Source organism: Methylobacillus methanolivorans, assembly GCF_044751345.1.
Taxonomy (GTDB): Bacteria; Pseudomonadota; Gammaproteobacteria; order Burkholderiales; family Methylophilaceae; genus Methylobacillus; species Methylobacillus methanolivorans.
On the sequence record NZ_JBIWXY010000002.1, the window covers coordinates 21,211 to 40,071 of the forward strand.

The window sequence follows — 18,861 nt, forward strand, 5'->3', positions numbered from 1 at the left end:
AGATGACGATGCCGTTCCAGAAACTCGTCATTGCCAGCGGCAATCAAGGCAAGCTCAAGGAAATCCAGGCCTTGCTTGCACCGCTCTCGATTGAGGTGCTGCCACAATCTGCGCTCAATGTACCAGAGGCAGAAGAGCCATTTGTGACCTTTGTCGAAAATGCGCTGGCCAAGGCACGCCATGCCAGCCGCCATACCGGCCTGCCTGCATTAGCCGATGATTCAGGTATCTGCGTCAATGCCTTGCAAGGAGCCCCTGGCGTTTACTCTGCGCGGTATGCGGGTGAACCCAAATCTGATCAGCGCAATAATGACAAGCTGCTCCAAAGCCTGGATAGCCTGCATGACAGGCACGCTTATTACTATTGCGTCATGGTGCTGGTACGCCATGCCGATGACCCTCAACCGCTGATTGCAGAAGGCGCCTGGCAGGGAGAAATCCTAACCACTGCGCGTGGTGAGGGAGGCTTCGGCTACGACCCCTTGTTTCTGGATGCCAAAACCGGCCAGACCGCTGCCGAGTTACCCGCCGAGATCAAGAATCGCATCAGCCATCGTGGCCATGCCCTGACCAAGCTGGTACAACAATTGGAAAGGCTGGCGCTATGAGCGGAAACTGGCCGAAATGGCTGCGTGACGACGGCAGCGTCGTCTCCTGCACGGAAAAGGTCAAGGTCATGACAGAGAACTTCGACGAACTCAAACAAATTGCCCAGGATGCCCTGGAAGACGGCCTGTTAATGGAAGTCTCAGAAGCGCAGATGCGCGAGGCCCTGCATCGCCTGATTGACGAATTGGTGAACCCCTATCAGCACACCCATCGAAATCAAGGCGATTAGCGACCTGCCTGGCCAGGGGGATACGCCAGAAACACTGTCCTCCGCCCCGACCGAGCCACCACCGCTATCGCTTTATATTCATATCCCCTGGTGCGTGCGCAAATGCCCGTATTGCGATTTCAATTCGCATGAGTCGCGCACGGAGATTCCTGAAGCCGCTTATGTCGATGCCCTGATTGCCGATCTTGAGCAATCAGTACCCCGCATCTGGGGACGGCGCGTACACAGCATTTTCTTCGGCGGCGGCACACCCAGCCTATTCTCAGCCGAGGCGATAGACCGCATCCTGAGCCATGTACGGGCGCTTGTGCCGTTGAGCATAGATTGCGAAATCACTCTGGAAGCCAACCCAGGCACCGTCGATGCTGCGCATTTCCGCGGTTATCGCGCGGCAGGTGTCAACCGTCTCTCGCTCGGTATCCAGAGTTTTGATAGTGATTACCTGCACAAGCTAGGCCGTATCCACGATGAAACCCAGGCAGTCGCCGCAGCAGAACTGGCACTTGGCACCTTCGATTCAGTGAATCTCGATGTCATGTATGCCCTGCCCGGCCAAAGCCTGGAACATGCCCTGGCTGATGCCCAGCGCGCCTGCGATCTCAAGCCAGCGCACCTGTCGTTCTATCACCTGACGCTGGAACCCAACACTCCATTTCACCGCACTCCACCAGCCTTGCCTGACGATGACACCAGCGCCAGCATGCAGGAAGCCATTGAAGATTTATTGGGCCAACATGGTTACACACATTATGAAACCTCGGCGTTTGCTCACCCCGGCAAGCAATGTCGTCATAACCGTAACTACTGGCAGTTCGGTGATTATCTTGGCATAGGCGCAGGAGCGCACAGCAAATTAAGCTTTCATGACCGTATCACGCGCGAAAGCCGCCACAAGCATCCCAAACGCTATTTGGAGCATGCCACCCAAGGCCATGCCGTAGAGCAACAATGGCAAATTCCCAGGGATGAGCTGCCTTTTGAATTCATGATGAATGCCTTGCGATTGACTGATGGCGTGGACCCTGCATTGTTCAAGATGCGCACTGGACTGCCATTGGAGCATATGTCCCCCGTTTTGCAACATGCTGTTGCAAAAGGACTATTAGACCTCAGCCCGACCCGCATCGCACCCACACCTCTCGGACAACGGTTCCTCAACGAGTTGCTGCAACTCTTCCTTGATTGATCTCAACCTGATGCTTCCACATTAAGAATTGCTTTGTAAGAGAATCCCTGTATTACAATACAGCGATTCTGGAAGTAGAGAGCAACGATCACGGGGATAAAAGTTGCCGCACACCCAGAACTCTCAGGGACACCGACACAATTCGAGTCAGCTATGGATCAACATAAAAAATCCGTTGAAACTGCACGACAAACCCTTATCCAGCTTGCAAAAAGCCGGATAGCGCCGACACCGGACAACTATCGCAAAGTTTATACCGCCATTAATGGCGAAACCGTCGCCGATAGCACATCAACCATAGGTCAGCTTCTGGGCAACGTGCTGAAAGAGGTCAGTACACAACAACCTCACTATACAGCTAGCATACACCACATCCTGAGCCAGCTTGAAGGACAAAACTGGCGGAGCCTAGACACTGCATTACGTCAGTTATTGGCGCACCTGCCTTCTCCAGACAGCCATTCACATTTTCAGGCACCGGCCCACCAGCAGGATATCAGCGACATCATGACGCTCTGGCGCAATATGCTGATCAGGACGCTGGACTTAGTCATCATCCCACAACTCAAGGAGCTTCCTGAGGCTCAGGCTCGAGCAACTGCCTTGCTAGAAGCGACACAGAGGGCTCAGCACCGTGATGAAATTCTGGCGCTGGAAGATGCATTGAAGAACATTCTCTTCAACCTGGAAATGCACTTGGATAGCCAGAGCCAGCTGCAACTCCGCCTGTTGCAGCTATTGCGCCTGCTCTTGGTCAGCATGGAAGCACTCGTGTTGGAAGAGCGCTGGCTACAAGGCCCGACCACGGCGATTCGCGACATCCTCACTCAGCCATTGAATGTCGACTCTCTAGCCAAGGCAGAGGATACGCTTAAAGACCTTATCTTCATGCAAGGTCAGCTCAGGCCTGGATTGATCGAAGCCAAGAAAACCTTAAAAAAGATGGCAGAGATTTTTGTCACGCAACTGTCCGAGATTACCGTGGCCACGGATGAGTACCAAACCAAGTTGCAAGGCTATCGCGAGGAAATCAGCCATAGCGACGAGATACAAGATCTTAACCACGTATTACATTGTTTATTGGAAGACACCCAGGCCATCAGCACGATCACGCAAAATTCCCGCAACGAGATACTGGATGCGCAAAACAAGGTGCGAGAGGCTGAAAAGCAAATTTACGAACTGACATTGCAGCTCGACCATATCAACGAAATTGCACACGAGGACTACCTGACCGGCACACTGAACCGTCGAGGCATGGATGAGGCCTTGCTCAGGGAGTTCAATCGCGCAGACCGTTTTGGCATGCCACTGAGTATTGCCATGATGGATATCGATCACTTCAAGCAGATTAACGACAATATGGGCCATGCCACCGGTGACCAGGCATTAGCTCACCTAGCCTCCGTCATCAAGGAAGCCTTGCGCACCACTGATGTGATTGCGCGTTATGGCGGCGAGGAATTCATCATTTTGCTGCCAGGCACGACGGAACAAGATGCCATCAGCGTCATTACACGTGCTCAACGCGAATTGACTCGCAATATCTTCCTGCACAATGACAGCCATGTATTGATCACATTTAGCGCAGGCGTTGCCCAGCGTCAGGAAGGCGAGGCAGCCGACTCGATTATTGGGCGTACAGACCAAGCCTTGTACCGAGCAAAGAACAGTGGACGCAATCGCGTCATCGGCGCCAGCAATCTCGACAAACCCATTTCCCCCCAGTAAAAGACAACAAAAAAGCCCCGCAATTGCGGGGCTTTTTCCATTAAACACTGATTGTTGAATGCATTTAAGCCAGCAGTGCTTTAGCCCGCTTAAGTGCTTCCCGCACCTGGGCAGGCGCAGTGCCACCACGATGGTTACGGCTTGCCAGCGAGCCTTCCAGCGTCAATACCTGATATACGTCCTCTGCAATCTGCGGGCTGAATTGCTGTAGTTGCGGCAATGAGAGATCAGACAAGTCGCAACCCTGCTCCACGGCATGACGCACCGCCAGTGCTACGACTTCATGCGCGTCGCGGAAAGGCATGCCTTTCTTCACCAGGTAGTCTGCCAGGTCTGTCGCCGTGGCAAAACCTTCTGCCGCAGCCAGGCGCATAGCGTCCTTGTTAACCTTGATGCCGCGCAACATGTCAGCATAGATTTCCAGGGTCACCAACAGGGTATCCACCGTGTCGAACAGTGGCTCCTTATCCTCCTGGTTATCCTTGTTATAGGCCAGAGGCTGGCTCTTCATTAGGGTCAACAACGCCACCAGGTGTCCATTGACGCGCCCGGTTTTGCCGCGCACAAGCTCAGGCACATCGGGGTTTTTCTTCTGCGGCATGATGGAAGAGCCAGTACAAAAGCGATCAGCAATATCAACAAACGCGAACCGTGGGCTAGACCAGAGAATCAATTCCTCTGAAAGGCGGGATAAATGCGTCATGATCAATGCTGCGGCCGCAGTAAATTCAATGACAAAATCACGGTCAGATACTGCATCCAGCGAGTTTTCGCACACGGCCTCAAAGCCCAGATCACGCGCCACACGCTCACGATCAATAGGGTAGCTAGTGCCAGCCAGTGCTGCCGCACCCAGCGGCAGACGGTTGATACGCTTGCGCGCATCCAGCAAGCGCTCTGCATCCCGCTGCAGCATCTCGAAATAAGCCAACAGGTGATGCCCGAAAGTCACGGGCTGCGCCACCTGCAAGTGGGTAAAGCCGGGCATGACGGTATCTGCATGCTGCTCAGCCAGATCCACCAATGAGGCCTGCAATTTGCGAATTCGGGCTACAACATCATCGACCATTGCGCGTAGCCAGAGGCGAATATCAGTCGCCACCTGGTCGTTACGAGAGCGGCCAGTGTGTAGGCGCTTACCTGCATCCCCTATCTTGTCAGTCAGGCGTTTCTCGATGTTGAGGTGCACATCTTCCAGGTCAAGCAACCAGGTAAATTGACCATCGTGGATCTCGCGCATGATCTCGCCCAGGCCCTGCTCTATCTTGGCGACATCCTCCTGGCTGATGATGCCTTGTGCGCCCAGCATGCGCGCATGCGCCAGCGAGCCCTGAATGTCATATTCCGCCAGGCGATAGTCAAAACCAACAGATGCGGTATATTGCTTGACCAGCTCGGCCACAGGCTCATTGAAACGGCCAGACCAGGTTTTGGAAGAGGGTTGATTCAAGTGATTGGACTTTTCTGTCATGATGTCGCGTGATGAACTCACGATGCTGATTAGAATGTGGAAATAGTGCGATAAACCATGGCTATTATAAAGCAAAACGCCATTCATTCCTTGAAGTTGCCAGACTTCCGCAATCTCGGCATCTGTCTGCGCATATTGGTCGTCGCCAACCTGTTAGGCTTGTTTGCCTCGCTGGCAGCCAGTAACGACCTGACAGAATGGTTACCAGGCTTCACGCGCTGGTGCGCCCTCATGCAACCTGTACTCCTGCTCAGCCTGCTTGCTGTATATGCCATCCAACCCTGGCTGACCAAGCTACATGGCTACATCGCCTACCCTATTACCCTGTTGATACCGGTCGCCTTCAGCCTATTAGCCCATGTCGTTGCGAGCGAGATATTGCACATTGATCTCGCCAGCAGCTTGTTGCGCACGCTCACACTCACCGCCAGCATCACAGCCATCACCCTGCTTTATTTACAGCTACGCCAGCGTGCCCTTACCCCGGCGATTGCCGAGGCGCGCCTGCAGGCGCTGCAAGCCCGGATACGCCCGCACTTTCTCTTCAACAGCATCAATGCCGTGCTCTCCATCGTGCGTAGCGATAGCAAGCAGGCAGAAACCGCGCTCATGGACATGGCCGACCTGTTTCGTGTCTTGATGGCGGACAACCGCGAACTGGTGCCGCTGGCACAAGAGCTGGCACTGTGCCGGCAATACTTGGCGCTAGAGAAACTGCGCTTGGAACACCGGCTCAATCTCGACTGGCAGGTCGACAACATGCCACAAGATGCCCTGATTCCACCGCTCATCCTGCAACCCTTGCTGGAGAATGCGGTTTACCATGGCATAGAACCACTGGATGAAGGTGGCACCATCAGCATCCAGCTACACAGCACACGCAACGAATTGCATATTCAGTTACGCAACCCTTACCAGCCTGGCTCAACCCATCATCCGGGCAATCGCATGGCGCTCAGCAATATCCGCGAGCGCCTGCAACTCCACTTTGATGCCGAGGCCAGCCTCAATATCCGCCAGGATAATGGCCACTACGCCGTGCATATCATCATTCCCTATCGCCACAGGGCAGCCGCATGATGCAGGCTCCGCTCAATATCGTCATCGCCGACGATGAACCTCCCGCGCGCAACCGCTTGCGCGAACTGCTGGCGGAGATTCCGGGTGTCGCACTGGTAGGCGAGGCCAGGCATGGCAATGAGGCTCTCGAGCTTGCACAACAGCTCCAGCCGCATGTGCTACTGCTAGATATCCGCATGCCCAACATGGATGGCATTGAAGCAGCCGCCCATGCACAAAAACTCGCCCAACCGCCTGCCATCATTTTTACCACGGCGTTTGATGGCTATGCCATCCAGGCATTCGAGATGAATGCTGTCGATTACCTGCTCAAGCCCATTCGCCAAGAACGGCTGGCAGCGGCACTGCACAAGGCACGCGTATTGTTGCCAGCCCAGATTGAGGCACTCAAACCCTTGCAACGCATGCGCACCCATTTCAGCGTCAACCATCATGGCCGCATATTGCTCATCCCGGTGCATGAGGTGATTTACCTGCGTGCCGAGCTTAAATATGTCACATTGCGCACCAAGGAGCAGGAATACCTCATCGAAGAATCGCTGACCAACCTGGAACAGGAGCTTGGGCCACTTTTCCTGCGCCTGCATCGTAATTGCCTGGTGGCACAATCCAGTATCAGCGGTTATGAAAAGCGTGATATCGATGGTGAACATGGCTGGCACGCCATCCTCAGGGACATTCCAGACACCATTGCCGTCAGTCGGCGGCAATATCACCTGTTGCGCAAACTCGCTGCACACTAGCCATCAGCGCTAAGCCGCTCAGGCCCTATGCTAAAATGGCGCTTTCAATAACAACTTGGCTGTAAGCGCATTGCCCACCAGCCCCACTCACTGATGAATGCTCCCAAGAAACTGGTGATCGCCTCGCGTGAAAGCGCTCTGGCCATGTGGCAGGCAGAACATATCCAGGCCTGCCTGCAAGCCTTGTACCCAGATACCGAAGTCACCATCCTCGGCATGACCACCACAGGCGACCAGATTCTCGATTCCCCGCTTGCCCGCATTGGGGGCAAAGGCTTGTTCGTCAAGGAGCTAGAGCAAGCATTGGCAGATGGCCGGGCCGACTTGGCGGTACATTCCATGAAGGATGTCCCGATGCACTTGCCGCCAGGTTTTGCCTTGGCAGCGATTGGCGAACGTGAAGACCCGCGTGATGCCTTTGTATCCAACGATTACCCCAACCTGGAATCGTTGCCTGCAGGCAGTATCGTCGGCACCTCCAGCCTGCGCCGCCAGAGCCAGTTACAGGCGCGTTTTCCTGGCCTGAAAGTCGAATCCCTGCGAGGCAACCTGCAAACCCGCTTACGCAAGCTGGATGAAGGCCAATATGCTGCCATCATCCTCGCCGCTGCCGGCCTCAAGCGCCTAGGGCTGGAAAGCCGCATTCGCGAAGCCATTGACCCTGACCAAAGCATACCCGCAGTCGGGCAAGGCGCACTAGGCATCGAAATCAATGCCGAGCGCCACGATCTGCTGGATATCCTGGCACCGCTCAACCATGCCGAAACAGCCGCTTGTGTGGAAGCAGAACGCGGTATGAGCCGCGCACTGGCGGGCAGTTGCCAGGTACCACTAGGTGCCTTTGCACAGCAACAAGGCGATACACTGCATATGACAGGCTTTGTCGCCAGCATCGACGGCAAGGAGCTATTACGTGAATCTGCCCAAGGCAGTGCCGATCAACCCGAAGCACTGGGCCAGGCACTGGCTGCGCAATTGGTGGCACGCGGTGCAGACCGTATTCTTGCCGCACTTGCCCATGACTGATTGCTCTCATGATTGATTTAACAGGCCGCCATATTGCGATTACGCGGCCACTGGACCAGGCCACACGCCTGAGCCGCATGATAGCAATAGCTGGAGGTGATACCACCAGCTTTCCGCTGATCGCGATTACGGCATTAGAAGATAACAGCGCCTTTATACAGACCCTGGATGACGTGGCTGCGCAAGACTGGCTGATTTTCATCAGCTCTAATGCCGTGCAATACGGCATGCCCAGCATCCAGGCCAGGCTTGAGCAATACACCCAAAAGCCGCGCTTTGCCGCCATAGGCCCGGTCACGGCGACTGAGCTGATGCAATACGGCGTAGCCACTGTACTGCAACCCGAGCACCGCTTTGACAGCGAATCCCTGCTTGCGTTGCCGGACATGCAAGCAGTGCAGGGCCAACGCATCATGATCGTGCGCGGTATCGGTGGTCGCGAATTGATGGCCGACACCTTGCGCAGCCGCGGTGCCGAGGTGCGCTTTGCCGAATGCTATCGCCGTATCAACCCGCAAACAGATGCAGGAAAATTGCAAACGCTATGGCACAATGGGCGCTTGGATACCATCGTAGTGACCAGTAGCGAAGCCATGCGCCACCTGCTTGCCTTAACCGGCAATGGCAGCGCAGAATGGCTGCGTGGCACCACAATCTGCGTCAATCATGCCCGCATCGCCGAACTGCCAGCCAGCCTGGGCCTGCGTGTACGGGTCGCGGCAGCACCCGGGGATGACGCCATGCTGCAATGTATAAGTGAAGTAAACCATGACTGAACAACAATCGCCTGATACCCATACACCACCAGCTGCGCCGATCCAGATATCGCGCAAGCCCTCTTCGCTCGCCTGGATCGCCCTGCTATTGGCGCTTGCTGCCATTGCCTTTGTTTCCTGGCAAGCGCTGCATACGCGCCAGCGCCTTAATGGCCTGGAACAGTCATTAACGCAACGTCTGGAACAGTTCAACGGCAGCAACCAACAAAGCCTGGCCTTTGCCAAAAACGCTGACGAGCGTAGCACAGAAGCCACCAGCCGCATTATCCGCCTTGAGCAACAACTGGCAGAATCACGCGACCAGCAGGAAGCCCTGCAAACGCTATACCTGGAGCTGGTCAACAATCACGACGAACGCGTGATTGCCGAAGTAGAGCAATTATTAGTCATCGCAAACCAGCAACTACAACTCGCAGGCAATATCAAACCTGCGCTGCTAGCTCTGCAAACAGCGGATTCGCGCTTGCAGCAAATGGATAGCGTACCCGCTGTGCAGTTACGCAAAGCCATTGCCAAGGATATTCAACGCCTGCAAGAGCTGCCGCAGATCGATACTATCGGCATCAGCCTCAAGCTGGAAAACCTCATTGAAGGCATCAACAAATTGCCCTTGGTCAGTGACCGCCACCCCAAAGCCACGATTGCCGAAGCCACCATGGCAGAAGAAAACCAGTTTCGCAGGCTACTCCGCGAAATCTGGGACGATCTCAAGCACATGATCCGCCTTGAACGAGTTGACCGGCCAGAGCCGCCATTACTGGCCCCAGACCAGACTTTCTTCCTGCGTGAAAACCTCAAGCTGCACCTGCTCACCGCCAGGACAGCCCTGCTACAGCATGATGAAAGCTCTTACCGTGCCGATCTCCACCAGGCTGAACACTGGATACGCAATTATTTCGACCTGCGTGAACAAAGCACCATTGCCGCCCTTGATACATTGAAACAGCTTTCCGCCAGCAGCATCGTGATCCAATTACCAGACATTTCCGAGACCCTGGGCTTGGCCAGCAAATACAAGCTGACCCTGGAACGCGCTAACAACTCTGAGCGAGCCAATGACCGCGTCAACCTGGAACGAGGTGAATAGTGCGCGTATTGATCTGGATCCTGCTGATACTGGCGCTTGCTATCGGTGTCTCGCTGCTGGCGGGCAATAACGAAGGCTATGTGCTGATTGTTCGGCCTCCCTACCGCCTGGAGTTGTCACTCAACCTGCTGCTTATCTTGGTCGTGCTGGCATTTGCCTCGCTGCACCTGCTGTTACGCTTTATCCATTATGCCCGCGACTTGCCCGCCAACGTGCGCGCCTACAAGGAAAACCGCCGCATTCGCCTGGGTCATGCTGCCTTGCTGGAGGCATTGCATGCCATGAGCCAAGGCCGCTATCAAGTGGCACAAAAAGCCGCCTCCAAGGCACTTGATTACCGTGAAGACCCGAGCCTGACCGCATTACTGGCCGCACGCGCCTCACACAAACTCAAGCAAAAAGGCCAGCGTGATTATTACCTTGCCGAGGCAGAACGCCTGGCACCCGAGGCCGCCGTCGCACGCCTGTTGCTGCAAGCAGAACTACTGGTTGATGACCGCTTGTATAGCCAGGCCCTGGATGTGCTGCACAAGATCGAGAAACTAGAGTCGAAATTTGTCCCTGGCATGCGACTTGAGCTGAAAGTGCAGATACGCCTCAACAACTGGGAGCAAGTCCTGGTGCTGTTGCAACAGCTGGAAAAACATGATGGCATGGAAAGCTGGCAAGCCAGGGAAATTCGCCATCAAGCGCACCAGCACTTGATTGAGCGTCATGGCAATAACCTGAACACGCTGATGGCCTACTGGAAAAAGGTGCCAGACGATGACAAGCTCAATTCGCGTATCGCCAGCATGGCCGCTGATGCCTTTATTGCCTTGAACGCAGGCAACCAGGCTCAGGAGGTATTGGAAATGAGCCTGACCAAGACCTGGGATAGCGAACTCGCTGGCAAGCTGGGCGATTGTAGCAGCACTAATCCACACAAACAGTTGCAACAAGCAGAGCACTGGTTGCTGAGCCATGAACAGGATGCAAACCTGCTGTTATCGTTGGGTAAGATGTGTATTCGCCTCAGCCTGTGGGGCAAGGCGCAAAGTTACCTGGAGGCCAGTATCAGTGTGCAACCTTCTGCCGAAGCCCACCTCACCTTGGCGCGATTGCTGGAAAGCCGTGGCGAAAGCGATGCCGCCAACCAGCATTACCGCTTGAGCGTGCAATTCTGTCGCGAAGATAAATAGCAGTTCACCAGTGCTGGCGAACAAGAGGTTTGCCAGCACTTACCTCACCCGCCATCGCTAGGCGAATCTAGACTGTCACCTTTGCTACCGGATTGGCAAAGGTAAACGCATCGGAGAAAAACTCCTCTTCAGGCAAACCATGGCTCTGGAAATCACGGTGAGCCACCTCCACCATTTGCGGGGCACCGCAACAATACACCTGATAACCCTGCATCTCCGGATGATCCTCCAGCACGGCCTGGTGAACCAAGCCAGTACGCCCTTGCCAAGCATCGTCAGGCGCAGGGTCAGACAGTACAGGGATATAGCGGAATAAGGGATTTTCTGCCTGCCACTGTTGTGGCAAGGCATCGAGGTAAAGGTCTTCGCGCGTCCTGGCACCCCAATACAGCATGATCGGGCGCTTGATACCCAGCTGCAGAGCATGCTCGACTATACCTTTGACCGGCGCAAAACCAGTTCCCCCCGCGACCATGATCACTGGGCGTGTACTGTCTTCGCGCAGAAAGAATGTGCCAAAAGGCCCCTCAATACGCAGGATGGTTTTTTCCTGCATTTCATTGAATACATATTGGGTAAATTGACCACCCGGCACCAGGCGCATATGCAATTCCAGGAAACGATCATGATGCGGGGCATTGGCCAACGAGAATGCCCTGCGACGACCATCCTTGAGCAGAAATTCAATATATTGCCCAGCCATGAACTGCATACGTTCGTTGCTAGGCAGCTTGAGCGTCATGCCCATGACATCGTGGGAGAGTTTTTCCAGCTTTTCCACACGTACCGGCATAATTCGCGGTGGAATGCCTTCGCCCGCGACTTCCCGGCACTCAATCACCAGGTCAGACAAAGGCTGGGCACAGCAAAATAAGGCTTTGCCTGTTTTCTTCTCATCCTCGCTCAGCGCACTATCAAAATACTCGCCATGACTCACCTCCCCTGCCAACACCTGGCCTTTGCAGGCACCACAGGTACCATTGCGACAGCCATAAGGCAGGTTGATCCCTGCATCAATCGCAGCATCCAATACGGTATCACCCTCATCCACCGTGAAAACACGGTCGCTGGGCTTAATGATGACTTGAAAAGACATGAAGGAATCCTGAACTTATGCGCTTGGCCATGCCCTGTACCACACTGTTCTTTAGTCTGAAGCCTCAACATCTAGGCACTACTAAAAACAGCAATCAACAGGCCGAAAAAAGCTTGCAAGTCTAGCATAGCGCTAGTCCTCGCGGCGGTACTCCCCCTCAATCACATCGCCAGCGGATGGCGAGCGAGTAGCTTCTTGTTGATATTCATGCTGATTGGTTTCACGTGAAACGACATCATCGTCATTGGCAGCTTGCGGTAGCTTGCCACCTCCTGGCAACAGCAACAGAATCACGGCAAATACATCACTGATGACACCGGGTATCAGCAGCAGGATACCTGCCAACAAGTTCTTGGCACTACCAAACACGGCTCGCAGAGGCGTTCCACCTGCTTGCAGGGTTTGTGCCATGCGCCCCACCATCAACAGCTTTTCATCCTGGATCAAACGCCAGCCCAGGACACCAACCAAAATCAGGTAAGCCAGCACCAACCAGCCATATCTTGCAGCCAACTCTACCAGCACCCATATCTCAGCGAGAGGGAAAGCGAGTAAAATCAGTAAGAGGAAAAGAAAACGCATGAAACTTCAATCTCCATCATTAGAAAACATTGAGGCTGTCCTGGTATTGACCAATATGCCAGATCAAGACAGCGCAGAAACCATGGCCCGTACCTTGGTCAGCAGAAAGCTGGCAGCTTGCGTCAACCTACTCGCTCCTTGCCAGTCGTTTTACCAGTGGCAGGGCAACCTGGAAACCGCAACGGAAACGCCCCTGCTCATCAAGACCACCAGCCTGCGCTATCCTGAACTTGAGCAAGCCATCCACGAGTTGCACCCTTACGAACTTCCCGAGATCATTCATGTCCCAGTCACGGGCGGGCTACCAGCCTATCTTACATGGCTACACCAGGAAACCCAGGCTTGAACTCTGCATTACAACGCTGCCTCACATTCATCCTACTGCTCTGCACTTTACTGTTCAGCGCCAACATGGCGCTGGCTGCTGGTAATAGCCAATTAGGCGAATGGCTGAACCAGGGGCGAAATGCTTTTCTCGGGGACAACAACGATAATATTCTGCCGCCTGAGCAAGCTTTCAAGCTCCAGGTCGAATTAATTGATGCCGACCACCTGCAAGCAGCGTTCAAAATAGCCCCAGGGCACTACCTCTACAAAGACAGAATTAAATTCGAGCTTGAACCAGCAGCACACGGTGTCCGTGAAATTCTGCTACCCACTGGTGACTGGAAACAAGATCCGACATTTGGCCGCACTGAGGTATTTCACCGCGACTTCATTGCCGAACTACGGTTGGCACTCGCTTCATCTTCAGCAGACACCCTCACACTCAAGGCCACTTATCAGGGCTGTAGCGAAAAGGGCCTGTGCTACCCCCCCACACACCAAACCATTGCGTTAGGCTCCCTGCATGCGACCACGAGTAACAGCGCAGGTTCCGCCACTCCACCGACGCAGGCAGAACACGACCGCGCTAGCAGCCTGCTCGCCAGCGGCAAGCTCTGGCTCATTATTGCCGGCTTCTTCGGCTTTGGCTTGCTACTATCATTTACCCCGTGCGTACTGCCGATGATCCCGATTCTTTCCGGCATCATCGTTGGCAGCCAGCGCAAAAGCCGCTTGCACGCTTTTTGGCTGTCACTGGCTTACACCTTGGGCATGGCATTGAGTTACACCGCAGCAGGCGTGGCGGCGGGGCTTTCCGGCCAGCTACTGAGCGCAGCTCTGCAAAATGCCTGGGTGCTCGGTAGCAGCGCTTTGGTTTTCGTGCTGCTGGCGCTATCAATGTTTGGTTTTTATGAACTGAAATTACCCTCTGCCCTCGAAAACCGTTTAGTGAATACCAGCAATCGCTTGCCAGGTGGGCATTTGCTGGGCGTCTTTGCCATGGGGGCACTCTCTGCGCTGATCGTGAGCCCCTGCGTTGCTGCTCCACTTGCGGGTGCCTTGATTTATATCGGCCAAACACAAGACGTCATGTTGGGGGCAACCGCCTTGTTTGCCTTGTCCATCGGCATGGGCGTTCCCTTACTGCTGATAGGTACTTCTGCGGGTTCTTTGCTACCCAAGGCAGGGCCATGGATGGTGGCTATCAGCCAAGCGTTTGGCGTATTCATGCTAGCTGTCGCCCTCTGGATCGTGTCGCCATTGCTGCCAACCAGCCTGCAACTATTGCTCTGGGCCGCGCTACTTATCGTACCCGCCGTCTTCATGCAAGCACTGGACAGGCTCCCGGATACTGCCACGGCTTGGCAGCGCTTCTGGAAAGGCATCGCTATACTCATGCTGCTGGCAGGTGCCACCTTGGTCGTTGGTGCAGCCTCAGGTGCCAAGTCGGCCTTACGTCCACTGGAAGGCCTGACAATATCGCAGGCAAGTACCACCCTACCTTTCCAACGCATCAAGCGCATCGCTGACTTGGAGCAAATATTGGCGCAAAACCCTGGCAAGCTGGTCATGCTGGATTTTTATGCCGATTGGTGTGCAGCTTGCAAGGAAATGGAGCTCTTTACCTTCACCAAGACCGAAGTACACGCCAGCTTGCAGGACTTTATCCTGCTACAGGCCGACGTCACTGCAAACGATGCTGACGATCAGGCGCTGCTCAAACATTTTGGCCTGTTTGGTCCTCCCGGCATTATCTTCTTTGATCATCAAGGCCAAGAATTGCAGCAACACAGGGTGATCGGCTATCAAGACAGCCAGCAATTCCTCGCCAGCCTGAATTCAGTAAAAGCCACTCATGACAACACCCAATAACAAAACCGGCCTGAGTAAAGGCCGCTTTGCCTTGCTGGCATTGATATTCGCTGCCGCCATATTATTGATTCAGCAATACGGCAGCTCGCCACGGATAGCGCAGCCGGTCGAGACATTTGCCTCGACTGCCATATTTTTTGCCGGACATGCCACCGACCTCCAGCATACTGAACAACCGCTGTCGCAATGGCAGGGGCAATTACTGGTCGTGAATTTCTGGGCGACCTGGTGCGCCCCCTGCCGCGAAGAAATGCCAGAACTGGCCGCTTTGTCACAAGAACTCGCGGGAAAAGTCACCGTACTCGGCATTTCGCTGGATGATGCAGAAAAAATGCAGGCCTTTGCCGAGCAGACACCCATGCCATACCCGTTGCTATCCGCGGATATCGAAGGGATGAAGTTGAGTGCATCATTAGGCAACCTGAATAGTGTGGTGCCACATACCGTGATCATCGGTTCCGATGGTAAAATCCTCAAAAGTTACTTTGGTCGTATTACCAAGCCACTATTGCTGCAAACCCTGCAACCAGCGCTTAACTCCTGAACTTTCCCTCATGCGGGACAATATCAGGCAAGTTCGCTAAATTTCGTCAATTCTCTAGACAAAATACCCCAAATTACGGCAAACTTGCAGCCATTAAAGTTGCATTGGCGGTCAAACCGCCCCCATTCATGGCCCAACCATCCTCCAAAACCGTACTGGTATTGCACGGACCCAACCTCAACCTGCTGGGATTACGTGAACCTAACCATTACGGCTCGGACACTCTGGAAAGTATCAATGCTCAGCTCAAGCAACAGGCTGATGCTGCTAGCATTGGTATTGAAACCTTCCAGAGTAACGATGAAGCCGTGTTGATAGAGAAAATTCACACATTGGCACATACGCCTGTCGATTTCATCATCATCAACCCCGCAGCTTTTACCCATACTTCCGTGGCTTTGCGTGATGCATTGTCTGCAGTGAAGGTTCCCTTTATTGAAGTCCATCTTTCCAATATCTATGCGCGCGAGTCCTTCCGTCACCACTCGTATTTCTCCGATCTTGCGGTCGGCGTGATCAGTGGCTTGGGCGCACGTGGATATGCACTGGCGCTGGACTACGCCATCAATAACATTACCCGTGCCTAATCGGCACCTCATATACATCTAGAGGTTAACCATGGATTTACGCAAACTGAAGAAACTGATCGACCTGGTCGAAGAGTCTGGCATCTCCGAGCTAGAACTCACCGAAGGCGAAGAAAAGGTGCGCATTTCTCGCCACCTGCCCAACAGCCAGGCACCAGTTCAATTTGCACAACCTTATCTCGCTGCGCCTGCGGCACCTCAAGCTGCGGCACCTGTAGCAGCGGCTGAAAATGCAGCCCCGGCGATCGAAGGCCACGTTGTGAAGTCCCCGATGGTAGGTACTTTTTACCGCGCACCTTCGCCTGATGCCAAGGCATTCGTCGATGTAGGCAGCAGCGTCAGTGCTGGCGATACTCTCTGCATTATCGAAGCCATGAAGCTGCTGAACGAGATCGAAGCCGACAAGAGTGGCGTGATCAAGGCAATCCTGGTCGAGAATGGCCAGCCCGTGGAATATGGTGAACCCCTGTTCATCATTGGCTAGGAAATATCCTCATGTTTGATAAAGTCCTCATTGCCAATCGAGGGGAAATCGCCCTGCGCATTCAACGCGCTTGCCGCGAACTCGGTATCAAGACGGTTGCGGTGCATTCCGAAGCCGACCGTGAAGCCAAGTACGTCAAGCTCGCTGATGAATCTGTCTGCATCGGCCCTGCTCCCTCTGGCCAAAGTTACCTGAATATTCCTGCCGTCATCAGTGCGGCAGAAGTCACCGATGCTGAAGCTATCCACCCTGGTTATGGCTTCCTCTCGGAAAACGCTGATTTTGCCGAGCGTGTCGAGCAAAGCGGCTTTACCTTTATCGGTCCACGTGCTGAGACTATCCGCCTCATGGGCGATAAAGTCAGCGCCAAGGACACCATGAAGGCAGCTGGCGTACCTTGCGTGCCAGGCTCAGATGGAGCACTCACCGATGATGCCGATGACAACCTGCGCATTGCCAAAGGCATAGGCTACCCGGTCATCATCAAGGCCGCTGGCGGTGGTGGCGGTCGCGGCATGCGCGTGGTGCATACCGAAGCCGCATTGCTGAATGCCATCAGCATGACCAAGGCCGAGGCCCAAGCCGCTTTTGGCAACCCCATGGTTTACATGGAAAAGTTTCTTGAACAACCTCGCCATATTGAGATCCAGGTACTGGCTGATCAGCATGGCAATGCTATTTACCTGGGTGAACGCGATTGCTCCATGCAGCGCCGTCACCAAAAAGTGCTGGAAGAAGCCCCCGCACCCGGCATTAGCCTGGCCTTGCGCGAAAAAATCGGCACGGCATGTGCCGAGGCCTGCAAACGTATCAACTATCGTGGCGCCGGTACTTTCGAGTTCCTCTACGAAAATGGCGAGTTCTACTTTATTGAGATGAACACCCGCGTGCAGGTAGAGCACCCCGTCACTGAAATGGTGACAGGCATCGATATCGTGCAACAACAGATCCTGATTGCGGCTAACGAAAAACTCAATATCAAGCAGAAAGACGTCAAGCTGGCTGGGCATTCCATTGAGTGTCGTATCAATGCCGAAGACCCGTTCAACTTCGTGCCTTCTCCAGGCCGCATCACCACATTCCACATGCCTGGTGGCCCTGGTATCCGTGTTGATACACATGCCTATCAAGGCTATATGGTACCGCCCAACTATGATTCCATGATCGGCAAGCTGATTGCCTATGGCGATACACGTGAGCAAGCGATTGCCCGCATGCAGATCGCCCTGTCGGAAATGGTGGTTGAGGGCATCAAGACCAATGTCGCCTTGCACAAGGAATTGCTCGCGGACGCGGCCTTCCATCAAGGTGGCACCAGCATCCACTACCTGGAACACAAACTAGGCATTGCAAGCAAGTAATGGGCTGGATTTCACTCAAAATCGAGGCTCAGGACAATAACGCCGAGCTCTTGAGCGATAGCCTGATGGAGCTTGGCGCCCTCTCTGCCAGCATTGAGGACGCCAACGCGGAAACCCCGGACGAGCAACCTATCTTCGGCGAGCCCGGTGATCCACCGCCTGGCATCTGGCAACAAAATGTTGTCAGTGCATTGCTGGAGGAAGACGCCGACGTGGCTGCGCTATTACAGGAGCTCAGTGCCGCGACGGGTATTGCGGATTTCCGTTATAGCACCGAAACCATCGCTGAACAGGATTGGGTGCGTGCGACACAATCCCAGTTTGAGCCTATCCGTATCCGCGATGATCTCTGGATCGTTCCTTCTTGGCACGATGCACCCAATCCCGATGCACTCAATATCGTGCTGGACCCAGGTTTGGCCTTTGGTACCGGCAGCCACCCGACCACGCACTTGTGCCTGAGCTGGCTTTCCGACACCGTCACACCTGATATCAGCGTGCTTGATTATGGCTGCGGCTCGGGCATCCTGGCGATTGCTGCGCGCAAGCTAGGCGCTGGCAAGGTCATCGGCGTAGATATTGATGCCCAGGCCATTCAGTCCAGCGTCTATAACGCCGAGCAAAACCAGACGGATGCCAGCTTCTATCTCGCCAATGATTTGCCTAGCGGGCAGTTTGACATGGTAGTCGCCAATATCCTCTCCAGCGCGTTATCGGTACTAGCACCAGCATTGGCGCGCTCCACCAGCCCAAGTGGCAAGATCGCGCTGTCAGGCATCCTGCGTGAACAAGCTGAACAGGTTAGCGCCATTTACCAGGAATGGTTCGACATGAACCCACCGACATTCATGGATAGCTGGGTGTTGCTCACGGGAAGCAGAAGGTGACC

The 18,861-nt window shown here is 54.4% G+C and carries 20 protein-coding genes; 17 read left to right on the top strand and 3 right to left on the bottom strand.

Annotated features, from left to right (window positions below):
• Positions 1 to 2 precede the first annotated feature (2 nt).
• The 4 genes from rdgB to ACIKP9_RS09740 all read left to right on the top strand — a co-directional run bounded on the left by rdgB (position 3) and on the right by ACIKP9_RS09740 (position 3,755).
• On the top strand, positions 3 to 608 hold the full coding sequence (gene rdgB / locus ACIKP9_RS09725) for an RdgB/HAM1 family non-canonical purine NTP pyrophosphatase (RefSeq protein ID WP_400882003.1): 606 nt from the start codon (positions 3 to 5) through the stop codon (positions 606 to 608).
• Positions 605 to 838 carry a hypothetical protein gene (locus tag ACIKP9_RS09730; RefSeq protein WP_400882005.1) on the top strand — a complete coding sequence of 78 codons (234 nt, stop codon included), beginning with the start codon at positions 605 to 607 and terminating at the stop codon, positions 836 to 838. Before rdgB ends, ACIKP9_RS09730 begins: the two co-directional genes overlap by 4 nt.
• 34 nt (positions 839 to 872) lie before the next feature.
• Positions 873 to 2,024: a radical SAM family heme chaperone HemW gene (gene hemW, locus ACIKP9_RS09735; RefSeq protein WP_400883356.1), complete on the top strand. Its 1,152-nt coding sequence runs from the start codon at positions 873 to 875 to the stop codon at positions 2,022 to 2,024.
• A 153-nt stretch (positions 2,025 to 2,177) separates the two neighbouring features.
• Positions 2,178 to 3,755, top strand: a complete 1,578-nt coding sequence (locus ACIKP9_RS09740) for a GGDEF domain-containing protein (RefSeq protein ID WP_400882008.1) — start codon at positions 2,178 to 2,180, stop codon at positions 3,753 to 3,755.
• 64 nt (positions 3,756 to 3,819) lie between these two features.
• Here ACIKP9_RS09740 and argH read toward each other — a convergent pair whose 3' ends face one another.
• Positions 3,820 to 5,226, bottom strand: coding sequence for an argininosuccinate lyase (argH, locus tag ACIKP9_RS09745; protein WP_400883359.1), 1,407 nt, complete (start codon positions 5,224 to 5,226; stop codon positions 3,820 to 3,822).
• A gap of 57 nt (positions 5,227 to 5,283) precedes the next feature.
• On the opposite strand from argH, the gene ACIKP9_RS09750 reads away from it, so the two are divergent.
• From ACIKP9_RS09750 to ACIKP9_RS09775, 6 genes are all read left to right on the top strand, one after another.
• Positions 5,284 to 6,306, top strand: a complete 1,023-nt coding sequence (locus ACIKP9_RS09750) for a sensor histidine kinase (protein WP_400882011.1) — start codon at positions 5,284 to 5,286, stop codon at positions 6,304 to 6,306.
• A complete protein-coding gene (locus ACIKP9_RS09755) occupies positions 6,303 to 7,049 on the top strand; it encodes a LytR/AlgR family response regulator transcription factor (protein ID WP_400882015.1) in 747 nt (248 codons plus the stop codon). Before ACIKP9_RS09750 ends, ACIKP9_RS09755 begins: the two co-directional genes overlap by 4 nt.
• A 93-nt stretch (positions 7,050 to 7,142) precedes the next feature.
• Complete coding sequence (gene hemC / locus ACIKP9_RS09760; RefSeq protein WP_400882018.1) at positions 7,143 to 8,075, top strand: hydroxymethylbilane synthase; 933 nt, start codon at positions 7,143 to 7,145, stop codon at positions 8,073 to 8,075.
• An 8-nt stretch (positions 8,076 to 8,083) separates the two neighbouring features.
• Positions 8,084 to 8,851, top strand: a complete 768-nt coding sequence (locus ACIKP9_RS09765; protein ID WP_400882021.1) for a uroporphyrinogen-III synthase — start codon at positions 8,084 to 8,086, stop codon at positions 8,849 to 8,851.
• Positions 8,844 to 9,938: a uroporphyrinogen-III C-methyltransferase gene (locus ACIKP9_RS09770; RefSeq protein ID WP_400882023.1), complete on the top strand. Its 1,095-nt coding sequence runs from the start codon at positions 8,844 to 8,846 to the stop codon at positions 9,936 to 9,938. The genes ACIKP9_RS09765 and ACIKP9_RS09770 overlap by 8 nt, the downstream gene beginning before the upstream one ends.
• Positions 9,938 to 11,119 (top strand): heme biosynthesis HemY N-terminal domain-containing protein, encoded by a 1,182-nt coding sequence (locus ACIKP9_RS09775; RefSeq protein WP_400882026.1) that lies wholly within the window; start codon positions 9,938 to 9,940, stop codon positions 11,117 to 11,119. Before ACIKP9_RS09770 ends, ACIKP9_RS09775 begins: the two co-directional genes overlap by 1 nt.
• A 67-nt stretch (positions 11,120 to 11,186) precedes the next feature.
• Here the strand turns inward: ACIKP9_RS09775 and ACIKP9_RS09780 are convergent, their stop codons facing one another.
• Both ACIKP9_RS09780 and ACIKP9_RS09785 read right to left on the bottom strand, forming a co-directional pair.
• Complete coding sequence (locus ACIKP9_RS09780) at positions 11,187 to 12,215, bottom strand: CDP-6-deoxy-delta-3,4-glucoseen reductase (protein ID WP_400882029.1); 1,029 nt, start codon at positions 12,213 to 12,215, stop codon at positions 11,187 to 11,189.
• A gap of 132 nt (positions 12,216 to 12,347) precedes the next feature.
• A complete protein-coding gene (locus ACIKP9_RS09785; RefSeq protein ID WP_400882032.1) occupies positions 12,348 to 12,797 on the bottom strand; it encodes an FxsA family protein in 450 nt (149 codons plus the stop codon).
• Here ACIKP9_RS09785 and cutA point away from each other — a divergent pair.
• The 7 genes from cutA (at position 12,796) to prmA (ending at position 18,859) form a co-directional block, all read left to right on the top strand.
• Positions 12,796 to 13,143: a divalent-cation tolerance protein CutA gene (gene cutA, locus ACIKP9_RS09790; RefSeq protein ID WP_400882035.1), complete on the top strand. Its 348-nt coding sequence runs from the start codon at positions 12,796 to 12,798 to the stop codon at positions 13,141 to 13,143. The genes ACIKP9_RS09785 and cutA overlap by 2 nt on opposite strands.
• A complete protein-coding gene (dsbD, locus tag ACIKP9_RS09795; RefSeq protein ID WP_400882038.1) occupies positions 13,116 to 14,996 on the top strand; it encodes a protein-disulfide reductase DsbD in 1,881 nt (626 codons plus the stop codon). Before cutA ends, dsbD begins: the two co-directional genes overlap by 28 nt.
• Positions 14,980 to 15,540 carry a TlpA family protein disulfide reductase gene (locus ACIKP9_RS09800; RefSeq protein ID WP_400882041.1) on the top strand — a complete coding sequence of 187 codons (561 nt, stop codon included), beginning with the start codon at positions 14,980 to 14,982 and terminating at the stop codon, positions 15,538 to 15,540. The genes dsbD and ACIKP9_RS09800 overlap by 17 nt, the downstream gene beginning before the upstream one ends.
• Positions 15,541 to 15,668: 128 nt before the next feature.
• Positions 15,669 to 16,127 (top strand): type II 3-dehydroquinate dehydratase, encoded by a 459-nt coding sequence (gene aroQ / locus ACIKP9_RS09805; protein ID WP_400882043.1) that lies wholly within the window; start codon positions 15,669 to 15,671, stop codon positions 16,125 to 16,127.
• A gap of 31 nt (positions 16,128 to 16,158) precedes the next feature.
• Complete coding sequence (gene accB / locus ACIKP9_RS09810; protein WP_400882045.1) at positions 16,159 to 16,611, top strand: acetyl-CoA carboxylase biotin carboxyl carrier protein; 453 nt, start codon at positions 16,159 to 16,161, stop codon at positions 16,609 to 16,611.
• 11 nt (positions 16,612 to 16,622) lie between these two features.
• Positions 16,623 to 17,972, top strand: a complete 1,350-nt coding sequence (gene accC, locus ACIKP9_RS09815) for an acetyl-CoA carboxylase biotin carboxylase subunit (protein ID WP_400882047.1) — start codon at positions 16,623 to 16,625, stop codon at positions 17,970 to 17,972.
• Positions 17,972 to 18,859 carry a 50S ribosomal protein L11 methyltransferase gene (gene prmA / locus ACIKP9_RS09820; RefSeq protein WP_400882050.1) on the top strand — a complete coding sequence of 296 codons (888 nt, stop codon included), beginning with the start codon at positions 17,972 to 17,974 and terminating at the stop codon, positions 18,857 to 18,859. The genes accC and prmA overlap by 1 nt, the downstream gene beginning before the upstream one ends.
• The last annotated feature ends 2 nt before the right edge of the window (positions 18,860 to 18,861 follow it).